The sequence below is a fragment of the Mesorhizobium sp. M7A.F.Ca.CA.001.04.2.1 genome (assembly GCF_003998485.1).
Classification (GTDB): domain Bacteria; phylum Pseudomonadota; class Alphaproteobacteria; order Rhizobiales; family Rhizobiaceae; genus Mesorhizobium; species Mesorhizobium ciceri.
The window spans coordinates 1-10,742 of sequence record NZ_RZQT01000170.1 but is presented as its reverse complement, the minus strand read 5'-3'; the positions used below and the strand labels follow the sequence as shown (position 1 = coordinate 10,742).

Annotated in this window: 11 protein-coding genes and 2 pseudogenes; 8 read left to right on the top strand and 5 right to left on the bottom strand. The window is 63.5% G+C overall.

The window, feature by feature from the left end:
* On the bottom strand, window positions 1–1,109 hold a 1,109-nt coding region (locus EN955_RS31105; protein ID WP_127223517.1), incomplete at its 3' end, for a peptide chain release factor 3.
* A 236-nt stretch (window positions 1,110–1,345) separates the two neighbouring features.
* Between EN955_RS31105 and EN955_RS31100 the strand changes: the two genes are divergently transcribed.
* The gene (locus EN955_RS31100) at window positions 1,346–2,419 is read left to right on the top strand and encodes an FAD-binding oxidoreductase (RefSeq protein ID WP_024505785.1); all 1,074 of its coding nucleotides are present in this window, start codon (window positions 1,346–1,348) and stop codon (window positions 2,417–2,419) included.
* A 461-nt stretch (window positions 2,420–2,880) separates the two neighbouring features.
* On the opposite strand, the pseudogene EN955_RS31085 reads toward EN955_RS31100, so the two are convergent.
* A pseudogene (locus tag EN955_RS31085) lies at window positions 2,881–3,680 on the bottom strand (class II glutamine amidotransferase).
* A gap of 15 nt (window positions 3,681–3,695) precedes the next feature.
* Window positions 3,696–3,944, bottom strand: a complete 249-nt coding sequence (locus tag EN955_RS31080; RefSeq protein WP_024505786.1) for a DUF6356 family protein — start codon at window positions 3,942–3,944, stop codon at window positions 3,696–3,698.
* Between the two features lie 114 nt (window positions 3,945–4,058).
* Here EN955_RS31080 and EN955_RS31075 point away from each other — a divergent pair, with 114 nt between their 5' ends.
* From EN955_RS31075 to EN955_RS31050, 6 genes are all read left to right on the top strand, one after another.
* Window positions 4,059–4,529 carry an Lrp/AsnC family transcriptional regulator gene (locus tag EN955_RS31075; protein ID WP_024505787.1) on the top strand — a complete coding sequence of 157 codons (471 nt, stop codon included), beginning with the start codon at window positions 4,059–4,061 and terminating at the stop codon, window positions 4,527–4,529.
* A 165-nt stretch (window positions 4,530–4,694) separates the two neighbouring features.
* Entirely contained in the window at window positions 4,695–5,180 is a 486-nt protein-coding gene (gene dut / locus EN955_RS31070) for a dUTP diphosphatase (RefSeq protein ID WP_024505788.1), read from the top strand.
* Window positions 5,180–5,842, top strand: a complete 663-nt coding sequence (locus EN955_RS31065) for an HAD family phosphatase (protein ID WP_013528046.1) — start codon at window positions 5,180–5,182, stop codon at window positions 5,840–5,842. The genes dut and EN955_RS31065 overlap by 1 nt, the downstream gene beginning before the upstream one ends.
* Window positions 5,843–5,911: 69 nt before the next feature.
* Window positions 5,912–6,766 carry a hypothetical protein gene (locus tag EN955_RS31060; RefSeq protein ID WP_024505789.1) on the top strand — a complete coding sequence of 285 codons (855 nt, stop codon included), beginning with the start codon at window positions 5,912–5,914 and terminating at the stop codon, window positions 6,764–6,766.
* Between the two features lie 80 nt (window positions 6,767–6,846).
* Complete coding sequence (locus tag EN955_RS31055; protein WP_024505790.1) at window positions 6,847–7,650, top strand: oxaloacetate decarboxylase; 804 nt, start codon at window positions 6,847–6,849, stop codon at window positions 7,648–7,650.
* A 13-nt stretch (window positions 7,651–7,663) separates the two neighbouring features.
* Entirely contained in the window at window positions 7,664–8,662 is a 999-nt protein-coding gene (locus tag EN955_RS31050; protein WP_024505791.1) for a proline racemase family protein, read from the top strand.
* A 9-nt stretch (window positions 8,663–8,671) separates the two neighbouring features.
* Here the strand turns inward: EN955_RS31050 and EN955_RS31045 are convergent, their stop codons facing one another.
* Together EN955_RS31045 and EN955_RS31040 are read right to left on the bottom strand one after the other, a co-directional pair.
* Window positions 8,672–9,382 carry a sulfate transporter family protein gene (locus EN955_RS31045; protein WP_024505792.1) on the bottom strand — a complete coding sequence of 237 codons (711 nt, stop codon included), beginning with the start codon at window positions 9,380–9,382 and terminating at the stop codon, window positions 8,672–8,674.
* 87 nt (window positions 9,383–9,469) lie between these two features.
* Window positions 9,470–10,402: an EamA family transporter gene (locus tag EN955_RS31040; protein ID WP_050580561.1), complete on the bottom strand. Its 933-nt coding sequence runs from the start codon at window positions 10,400–10,402 to the stop codon at window positions 9,470–9,472.
* 230 nt (window positions 10,403–10,632) lie between these two features.
* Between EN955_RS31040 and EN955_RS35705 the strand changes: the two are divergent.
* Window positions 10,633–10,742: pseudogene (locus EN955_RS35705) on the top strand (adenosine kinase); the annotation flags it as partial.

Genomic DNA, 10,742 nt, shown 5'->3' with positions numbered 1-10,742 from the left:
CCAATACGCAGCGTGCCGTGGTTGGGAATGCCGACGACGTCGCCGGCAAAGGCCTCGTCGGCGGTGACGCGTGTGCGGGCAAAGAAGAACTGCGGCGCCGACAGCGACATCGGTTTTCCCGTGCGTACCAGCTTGGCCTTCATGCCGCGCTCGAGCTTGCCCGAACAGACGCGGACGAAGGCTATGCGGTCGCGGTGGTTGGGATCCATGTTGGCCTGGATCTTGAAGACGAAGGACGTCATCTTCTCTTCGGTCGCCTCGACCTTGCGGGTGTCGGCCTCTTGAGCACGCGGCGGCGGTCCAAAAGCGCCGAGCGCCTCGATCAGGTCGCGCACGCCATAATTGCGCAGCGCCGAGCCGAAATAGACCGGCGTCAGGTGACCCTCGCGGAAGGCTTCTATATCAAGGGGTCTGCACGCTTCCCGCGCCAGCTCCAGCTCCTCGATGAAGGCCTCGCGCTCGTTCTCCGGCAAAAGGCCGGCGACGCGGTTGGAATCGGGACCGTTGACCGGCGTGCGCTCCTTCTCGTCGTCGCCCCTGCGCACGGCGTTCAGCGCCAGATGGTAGGTGCCGGAAAAATTCTTGCCCCGGCCGATCGGCCAGGTGATCGGCGCCGTATCCAGCGCCAGCTTCTGCTCGATCTCATCGAGGATCTCGAACGGATCGCGGCTTTCGCGATCCATCTTGTTGACGAAGGTGATGATCGGGATGTCGCGTAGCCGGCAGACTTCGAAAAGCTTCAGCGTGCGCGGCTCGATGCCCTTGGCGGCATCGATGACCATGACGGCCGAGTCGACCGCCGATAGCGTGCGATAGGTGTCGTCTGCGAAATCCTCGTGGCCGGGCGTGTCGAGCAGGTTGAAGACATTGTCCTCATACTCGAAGGTCATCACCGAAGTGACGACCGAAATGCCGCGCTCACGCTCGATCTTCATCCAGTCCGACCGCGTCTGGATCTTGTCCTTCTTGGCCTTGACCTCGCCGGCAAGCTGGATGGCGCCGCCGAACAGCAGCAGCTTTTCGGTGAGCGTGGTCTTGCCGGCGTCCGGGTGCGCGATGATCGCGAAGGTGCGGCGGCGCGCCACTTCTTCTTCTATTGCTTCGGGCATTCTCTGGGATTTCCGTGTGACAGGCCGGGCTTCTAGCAGCGCAGTGCCGGCCTGTCGACCGGTCCGGCGGCTCGGACTCTGCTGATCGCCGCCTCACCATCCGAGCATACAGCTCAGCCGTGCTGTGGCTCCGGCCAGTGCATTGCCGCATATTTTGCGCTGCGCGATGTTGGCAAGCGGCTGCCGGGGTGGCACTGGATGAACATCCCTCGGGATGACGAGGCAGAGGAGCAAGCATGACTGCGGCGAAACAAGTGATCGTCATCGGCGCCGGCATCATCGGCGCCTCCATCGCGTGGCATCTGAGCAGAGCGGGTGCGCAAGTGACGGTGATTGCCGACAGTGCTGCCGGAGGGGTGGCGACGCCGAACTCGTTCGCCTGGATCAATGCCAGCTGGGGCAATCCGGAGCCGTATTTCCGGCTGCGCACCCGCGCGATGGCAGAGTGGACGCGGCTGGCGCGGGACCTTCCCGGCCTACCGCTGAGCTGGTGCGGCGGCCTGTGCTGGGATTTGCCGGTGGCCGACATGGAAGCCTACGCCACGGAACATTCCGCCTGGGGCTATGGTATCAGCCAAGTCGACCGCGCCGGTGCTGCGCGCATCGAGCCCAATCTCACCGAGCTTCCGGATTTTGCCCTGTATGTGGCTGAGGAAGGCGTCGCCGAACCGGTGACTGCCACGCGCGCGCTGTTGGCGGACGCGGAGCGACATGGCGCGAAGATCATCTCCAGCACGGTGACGGCCCTGGTCCAGACCGGCGGCAGGATCACCGGTGTCGACACATCGCATGGATTGATTGCATCAGACGAGGTGGTGATCGCGGCTGGCGTCGGCTCGCCGGAGATCGCCGCGACCGCCGGGATCAACCTGCCGATCGAAACGCCGCCCGGCCTGATCGTCCATTCGCGGCCCACCGAAAAGCGGCTCAACGGGCTGGTGCTGGCCGAGCGGCTGCACATGCGCCAGACAGCGGAAGGTCGCATCATCGCCGGCTCGGATTTTGGCGGCGCCGACCCGGGCATGGATGCCGAAGCCACCGCCCACGCGCTGTTTGCGGCCATGAAAGCCATGCTGCGCGACAGCGACGGGTTGGAACTCGATTTCCACACGGTCGGCTACCGGCCGACGCCGATCGATGGCTTTCCAATCGTCGGCCGCGCTGAGGGCATGGACGGTGTCTATGTCGCCGTCATGCATTCCGGCATCACGCTGGCGCCGGCCGTCGGCCTGTTCGCCACAAGGGAAATTCTCGACGGCGAGCGCGACCCCTTACTTGCCCCTTATGGATTGTCGCGCTTCGCTCAATAGGCAGGCGGACGGCGAAAGCCGCCGGTGAGTGGTTCGATTACCCTGGCGCTGCCGAGCAGTCGTGACTCCGACCAGCGTTTGCCGACCAGTTGCGGGCCGATCGGCAGGCCGGTGCTGTCCTGTCCTCAGGGGATGGAAATGGCTGGATGGCCGCTGTGGTTGAAGACAGCGCCATAGGCCGGCAGCATCCACGGCATACTTCAAGTGGAGTGGAGCATTCGAGGGTTGGCCGCGTTTGATTGAAATTGTGCCGATAGTCTTTGATGTCGGCACTCTACGGCGCCCCCCTCTGGCCTGCCGGCCATCTCTCCCACGAGTGGGGAGATCGGCAGGTTTGGCTCGTTCCAGCAACCTTGGCGATTGGCGAAGGCCACGCAAATAGCCAATCTCCCCACTTTGTGGGGGGAGATGTCCGGCAGGCCAGAGGGGGCGCTGTCCCGCGACGTTGCCGCAGTTTGCAGCTACCCCACCAGCGCGAACTTCGCCGCCGCCGGAGCAAACGGGCGAATTCTGATGTCATCGCCGCTGATCGTGACAAAACTCGCCGGCGGGATCGCCTGCCAGTCGCCGCCCTCGCGGTCGAACGGTTCGGACACGATGCAGCGGCCGCCGCCCTTGCGCAGGACAGACGTGTAGAGCGTCGGCGCGTGAGCGTCGGTGGCGTAGCGCACCGCGTGCAGCGCCTGGCCATCCGAGAAGGCGGCGGTGAGCTTCAGCGCCGGTTCGAGGCCGGCGCGGCGCGAGGCTTCGAGCACGCGGCTGGTGGCGTGGGAGACGGCGCCTTGCGGATCGCCGGTCAATCCCTCATCGATCATCAGCAGGAAGAACAGTTCGGAATCGGTGGTGCCTTCGCGCTGGTCGAAGACGGCGTCGGACAGCGAGTTCTCCAGCGCGCGGCGGATTTTCTCGAAGCCGCCGATCTGGCCGTGTGCATGAACGACCAGCTGCCGGAGATGAATGGATGGCAGTTCATGCGGCTGGTGGCGCCGCCGGTCGACGCCCGCACATGGGCGAGGAACAGGCCGGATTTGATCTGTCGGCACAGGCTTTTCAGATTGGGATCGGACCAGGCCGGCAGGATATCGCGATAGAGACCCGGCTCCGGGCGGTCGCCATACCAGGCTAGGCCGAAGCCGTCGCCATTGGTCGGCGATTTCGCTTCCTGAGCACAATGGCTCTGGGCGATCAGCGAGTGACAGGGCGCCGTGAGGATGTCTTCGAGAAAGACCGCTTCACCCAGATAGGCCGCCCACCGGCACATCGTTTCTGTCGCCCTCTAGGCGCGATCCGGAAGAGCCGCCGGCTCCTTGGTCGCGTGCGTGCCTCTGTTGTGCGTCCGCTCATAGAGTTCGCGGACGATTCGGCTGGCGGTAGTCTCAAACAGAAATGGCAAGAAGGCGTGAACGAGCGCTGCACTGGCAGCCAGGAGCAGGCGCGAGGAGAACCAGGCGGCAAAGGCCATATGGCCGAAATAGGTCTCGCCGACCTTGGCCGGATGAGAGGTGAAAATCCTTGCGACCGACATGCTGGTTCCCCTTCAGCGCTTCAGGTTCCGATATGAGTATCCTGACACGCTTCGCAGGTTCATTGGTCTCAAAATATCCTTGTGTTTTGCCATTTTGTGGGACACACATCCCACATGGCGCTGGATATCGATGAAATCGACCGGAAATTGCTCGCCGAATTGCAACGCGACGGCACGCTGTCGGTCGACCAGCTGTCGGAACGGGTGGCCCTATCGCGCAATGCCTGCTGGCGGCGCGTCAAGCGGCTGGAGGAGGATGGTGTCATCACCGGCCGGGTGGCGCTGGTCGATGCCGAAAAGCTCGGGCTTGGCCTTTCGGTCTTCATCCTGATCCGCACGTCCAACCACGATCCGGAGTGGCTGCAGAGATTCCGCGCGGCGGTGACCGGCCTTTCCGAGATCACCGGCGTCTACCGCATGTCCGGCGACCTCGACTACGTTCTGCGCGCCCGCGTCGCCGACGTGAAGGCCTATGACCGGCTCTACCAGCGGCTGATCGCCAAGGTGGCGCTGTCTGATGTTTCCGCCTCTTTCGTGATGGAAGAGATCAAGGAGACGACGGTGGTTCCGATGGAAGTGCGCTAGGGTATGTCGATATTCAGGTGATGCCGGCCTGCAAACGACGGGTTTCGACTCGGCCTGACCTGAATCTCAACACACCTCAGGCCATACTGATGCCTGAAAGAAAGCCGTTGATAGGCTTGCGGGCGAGTTGACCGAATCGCCGTTCGCGCCGATAGGATCGATTTTATGCGCGCAGCCCTTCAAACTCCCTCCGTCATCGGTCCAACCGTCGGCTTCGTCAGGTTGCCGCATGCTGAAGGACTTCCCCTTCCTGCTTATGAAAGCACCGGTGCTGCCGGCATGGATCTGCGCGCCGCGATGCCGGACGACCGGCCGCTGCTGATCCTGCCCGGAAAACGCGCTCTGGTGCCGACCGGGCTGATCCTGGAAATTCCCGAAGGCATGGAAGGCCAGGTGCGGCCGCGCTCAGGCCTTGCCTTCAAACATGGGCTGACCGTCCTCAACACGCCCGGCACCATCGACAGCGACTATCGCGGCGAGGTCAAGGTGCTGCTGATCAATCTCGGCGACGAGGACTTTGCCGTGACGCGCGGCATGCGCATCGCCCAGATCGTTTTTGCCGCGGTGACGCAAGCCGCCGTGGAAGAGCGCAACCTGGCCGGCGGCACGGCGCGCGGCGCGGGCGGGTTCGGATCGACCGGCACCGCCTGATGCCTGAACTGCCTAAACTTGTCATCTTCGACTGCGACGGGATCCTGGTCGATACGGAGAACCTGGCCAATCGGCGCCTTGCCGAATGGCTGACCGCTGCCGGCTATCCGACAAGCTTCGAATATTGCCGCAAGAATTTCTCCGGCCGCAGCATGGCGTCGGTGCAGAAAGAGATCGAAGAAGAGACCAGCGTCAGGCTTGGCGCCGATTTTGTCGATCGCTGGAACGCCGGCCTGCCAGACCTGTTCGCCCACGGCGTCGAAGCAATCCCTTATGTCCGCGAATTCGTCGAGGCCGTGCGGTCAGCCGGGATCGCCTATTGCGTCGCCACCTCGGCCCGGGTGTCGAAGATGCACATCACACTTGGCCAGACCGGGCTGTTGCCGCTGTTCGAACACGCGATGTTTTCCTCGACGATGGTCGCGCGCGGCAAGCCGTTTCCGGACCTGTTCCTGCATGCTGCGAAAACCGTGGGCTTTGCACCTGCCGACTGCATCGTCATCGAGGACAGCGTCGCTGGCACGCAGGCCGGCATCGCGGCCGGCATGCGGGTGTTTTCCTATCACGCCGATCCCTATTCCGACCGCGACGGCCTTATCCAGGCCGGCGGCATCCTGTTCGACGACATGCGCGAACTGGCCGGGCTGGTGCCGATCCACTGAGCTGGCTGACGGACTGGACGGGTTGGGAGGCTGTGCTACGTTCCGCGCGCCCGACAGCCTGAGGCGACCATGCCGACGAACCTGCTTCGCTTCATCCTCGCCGTGATGCTGCTGCCATTGCTGTGGACCGCAGCCGGCGCGCAAGACGCCAGCCTTCCGGAGCTCGGCAGCCCACTGCCCGGCCAAAAAGACATCACCTATCTCGACCTCGCCAGGATGATCATTCCAGACCTCGCCGCCGACAAGAATGGCTTTTACAGGGGCGGGCTGCCGATCGCGATGCGCCATATCGAGGGACCCGACAGCGGCGGCTCGCCGCCCGAAACCTCAGGCTTTTCCAATGCCTCCGTGCTTGCCATCAAGGCGGGAGGCAAGGACCGCCTGACCATGCTGTTCGATCTCGGCGATTCCTCAGACAGCGCAGAAGGCTATGCGGTGCTAGCGCTCTACGACATTACGGGCAAACCAAGGCTGCTCGACGCCGCCAATGTCGCCCTCGACCGCAGCACCTATTTCCGCGAACCCGGCAAGCTCGGCATCGGCGCCAATGATGATATCCTCATGATCGAGAGTTCGCATTCCAATTCAAACCAGAACTATATGATCGTCCCGCTGATTATGGTCGCCAGGGACAAGTTGAAGCTGATCGACATCATCTATTTGTTCGACGAGCACGTGTGTGCCTATAGCCGGACGCAGGACGTTGCCTTTAAAGCCATCGCAGAGGGCCGACGCCATGCGGCGATCAAGGTAACGGTGACCGATGCCACCGTCGTGAACGACGAAAGCTGCGATGACCAGCCGCCCAAACCTGAATCTCACGACATCTCCGTCACCTATCATTGGGACAAGACAACGTCGCACTATGCCAAGGATTCCGACGCGCTGGACAAATTGGCAGGAGAGAACGCCAAACGCTTCTGAACCAACCGCATTCGTTTGCCCGGCCAGATGGAGCAGGATAAAATCCGTTCGGCCACACCGCATACGATGGGGGAACTACCATGGACAAGGGCAAGATCTTTCGCGACCTGCATGCCTCGACCTTCGTCGTGCCCAATCCCTGGGATATCGGCACGACCAAGCTGCTCGGCTCGTTCGGCTTCACGGCGCTGGCGACGACCAGCGCCGGCTTTGCCTTTTCGCGCGGCCTGCCGGACGGCGCAGTGACCTTCGACCAGATGATCCACCATTGCCGCGAAGTGACCGCGGCGACCAGCCTGCCGGTCTCGGCCGACCTCGAGAAAGGCAAGGGCGACAGCGCCGAGCAGGCCGCCGAAACCATCTTCGCGGCGGAAGCTGCCGGCCTTGCCGGCTGCTCGATCGAAGACCACACCGGCGATCCGGACAAGCCGATCTATGATTTTGCGCACGCCGTCGAACGCGTTGCGGCGGCCGTGGAAGCGGCGCGGGCCCTGAAACGCGATTTCGTCTTCACTGCGCGGGCCGAGAATTTCCTCTGGGGCAAGTCCGACCTCGACGACACGATCAAGCGGCTGCAGGCGTTCGAGAAGGCCGGCGCCGACGTACTCTATGCGCCAGGCATCGGCAACGTCGAGATGATCCGCACGCTCTGCTCTGCCGTCAGCAAGCCGGTCAATGTCATGGCGGTACCGGGTTTTACCATCGCCGATCTCGCCATGGCCGGCGTCAAGCGTATCTCGCTCGGGCCGTGGCTGACCAATTTCGCCTACGGCATGCTGGAAACGGCGGCACGCGAAATCCAGCAAGACGGCACCTTCGGCTTCACCCGCGCCGCCATGCCGTTCAGCAAATTGCAGGCCCTCTTCGGCAAATCTTCGGATTAATGGGGCCCGTCGCATGACGCTGACCGTGGTCGACATGCATACCGGCGGCGAGCCGCTGAGGATCGTCACCGGCGGCTATCCCGGTATCCCCAAGGGCACGATCCTGGAAAAGCGCGCCTATGTGCGCGACCATCTCGATCATCTCAGGAAAATCCTGATGTTCGAGCCACGCGGCCATTACGACATGTATGGCGCCTTGCTGGTCGAGCCGGACCTGCCCGGCGCCGACCTCGCCGTGCTGTTCATGCACAATGAGGGTTATTCGACGATGTGCGGCCACGCCATCGTCGCGCTCGGCCGCTACGCCATCGATGAAGGGCTGGTGGCGAAACAGGAACCAGTCACGACAGTCAATATCGAGGCGCCGTGCGGGCTGGTCGTCGCCTCGGTCGAGGTCAGGGACGGCAAGGCCGGTGCGGTGTCGTTCGAAAGCGTGCCGGCCTTCCTGTTCGCCGGTGGACAGGCGATCGAATTGGCGGGCCACGGCACGATTGGCTTCGACGTCGCCTATGGCGGCGCCTTCTACGCGCTGGCCGATTGTCACCAATTCGGGCTCGAATTCGGCAGAAGCCGGATGCGCGATTTCGTCGATGCGGCAACGGGGCTGACGGACAGGCTCAAGGCTGAATTTCCGCTGTCGCATCCCGACCACGGCGACCTAGCCTACCTATACGGCACCATCCTGACCGATGGCCGCGACACATTTTCCGGCGAGGTGACCAAAAACATCTGCGTCTTCGCCGAAGCCGAGGTCGACCGCTCGCCAACCGGTTCCGGCGTCACCGCAAGGCTGGCGGCCATGCATGCCAAGGGCGAGATCGCGATCGGACAGACGCGCACATTCGAGAGCATCGCCGGCTCGCGTTTTTCCGGAGCCGTGGCGCGGACGGCGAAGGCTGGACGGCATGAGGCGATCATCGCCCGCGTCGGCGGCCGCGCCTATTATTCCGGGCGGGCCGAATTCATCGTCGAAGCGGACGACGAGCTCGGACGCGGATTCCTATTGCGCTGAAGAAAATGCTCAGCGGCGCGAGGAGCGAGCCACTTCCCGCACCGAGATCGCCTTGTGCAGATGCACCATCATGGCGGCGGCGAACAGCGGCGTCAGCAGGTTAAGCAACGGCACGGCGAGGAAAGCCGCGATGAGCAGCCCGGCGAGAAACACCGTGCCGGCATAGTGCCTGCGCAAGGCCCTGGCCTCGTCTTCCCCGCGAAAGCGCATGGCTGCGAATTCGAAGAACTCGCGCCCGAGCAGATAGCCGTTGACGATGAAGAAGGCTGCTATGTTGACGCCCGGCACCAAGAGAAGCAGCAGCGCGACGATGTTGCCAAGAATGACGACACCGAGGAATCGCGCCGACAGCACCAGCGAGCGCAGCGCCGGCATGGCGCGGCCGGTCGGATCGCCGGGGTAGTCGGTGCGCTCGACCACTTCGGCGATATCGTCGAGGAACAGGCCGGCGACAACAGCCGTCACCGGCGCGATGAGCAACGCCATGCCGAAGGCAAGCGCTATTGCCGCGATGATGCCGCCGAGCCACCCGGCCCAGGACGGCATGCCCGGCAACAGCGTCTGCAGCCACGGCAGCGCCAGCCACTCGACGAGGCTGGTCAGGCCGAACCACAGAGCCACCAGTGCCAGCACGGTCAAGCCCAGCGTCTTGACGAACACGGCCCGAAAGGGAGGCGAAATCAGCTCGAGGGCCGCAGCGCGGGCAGCGTCGAAAATCACCTTGTCACACCCCCGGTTAGCGGACGCCTAAAAAGCGGATGCTTCCGAGATAGGCAGCGCAGGCCATGAGCACAAGCTGGCTGGCGTTTACCGCGCAAACGCCGGCTTTCGAACCGGGATGGTCATGGCAGCGACCCCGGCCACGACAAAACCCATGCCCAGCCATGCCGTCGAACCAAGACTTTCGCCGAGGAAGAGAGCGCCGATGCCGACGCCGATCGGCACGCGCAGATAGGCCTGCGAGGTGGTGCCGACCGAACCCAGCGTGTGGATGAGGCGGAAATAGATGACGAAGGCCAGCGCGGTGGAAAAGACCGACAGGCCGAGTAGGGCCAGGATCGACGCGGTCGATGGCGCCAGCGTCCACGGCTGGTCGAACACCAGACTGAGCGGCACGAGGATGACGGCGCCGCACAGCATGGAACCGGCGGCCGGTAGCATTGGGTCGAGGCCCTTGAAACCGCGGCCGAAAATGGCGGCCCCGGCATAGCAGACCGTCGCGGCGACGATTGCCAATTGCGCCCACAATTCATGACCGAGGCCACCCAGCGCCTGCGTGCCGATAATGAGGCAGATGCCGGCAATGCCGGCGCCCACACCGATCAGTTTGCGCAAGGTGACCGGCTCGTGGCGGGTGATGAGCGCGGTCAAGAGGAAGGTGAAGATCGGCGAGGTCGCGTTGAGGATGGTGGCGAGGCCGGCATCGACCGAGCGTTCGGCCGCGGCGATCAGGGTGAACGGAATAACGCTGTTGAGGCAGGCCTGGAAGGCGAAGCGGCGCCAGCTTGCAGCGTCGCCCGGCAAGGCGAGCCCGCGCCAGCGGATGATGGCCAACAGGATGCCGCCAGCGATCAGGGTGCGGGCGGCAATGAAGGTGACCGGCGGGATGGTTTCGACGCCGATCTTGATGAAGGTGTAGGAGGCGCCCCAGAGCACTGCCAGCACGACGAGCAGTACCAGGTCGGTGGTCAGATCGTTTTTTGCAGGCTCGTTCTTCGTCGACATGCTTTTTGTAGACATTGGGGGCTGGCTCGCCTTCGAAGCGGGATCGTCTGATCCAGGCTTATAGGCGGTGCGGCGATGAAATGCTTCGGCCACGGTCGAATTGTCATAGCGCCTCGCGGCTGATGCGCCTTTGCCTGTTCCGCCAAAGTTGCGTGTCACGCCCTAGGCAAACCGGTTTCAAATCGCTAGACCCGCGCCGGGCCGGCGTGGCAAGAAGCCGGCTCGGGTTTTTGGCGGAGATTTTGATGCCGGATTATGACGTGCTTTGCATCGGCAATGCCATTGTCGACATCATCGCCCAGTGCGACGAGGAATTCCTCGAGACCAACGGCATCATCAAGGGCGCGATGAACCT

Excerpts from the sequence above, each read along its gene's own strand:
- EN955_RS31065 (WP_013528046.1), top strand. The coding sequence starts at position 5,180 with ATGCCTGAACTGCCTAAACTTGTCATCTTCGACTGCGACGGGATCCTG.
- dut (WP_024505788.1), top strand. The coding sequence starts at position 4,695 with ATGCGCGCAGCCCTTCAAACTCCCTCCGTCATCGGTCCAACCGTCGGC.
- EN955_RS31060 (WP_024505789.1), top strand. The coding sequence starts at position 5,912 with ATGCCGACGAACCTGCTTCGCTTCATCCTCGCCGTGATGCTGCTGCCA.
- EN955_RS31050 (WP_024505791.1), top strand. The coding sequence starts at position 7,664 with ATGACGCTGACCGTGGTCGACATGCATACCGGCGGCGAGCCGCTGAGG.
- EN955_RS31080 (WP_024505786.1), bottom strand. The coding sequence starts at position 3,944 with ATGTCGGTCGCAAGGATTTTCACCTCTCATCCGGCCAAGGTCGGCGAG.
- EN955_RS31100 (WP_024505785.1), top strand. The coding sequence starts at position 1,346 with ATGACTGCGGCGAAACAAGTGATCGTCATCGGCGCCGGCATCATCGGC.
- EN955_RS31040 (WP_050580561.1), bottom strand. The coding sequence starts at position 10,402 with ATGTCTACAAAAAGCATGTCGACGAAGAACGAGCCTGCAAAAAACGAT.
- EN955_RS31075 (WP_024505787.1), top strand. The coding sequence starts at position 4,059 with ATGGCGCTGGATATCGATGAAATCGACCGGAAATTGCTCGCCGAATTG.
- EN955_RS31055 (WP_024505790.1), top strand. The coding sequence starts at position 6,847 with ATGGACAAGGGCAAGATCTTTCGCGACCTGCATGCCTCGACCTTCGTC.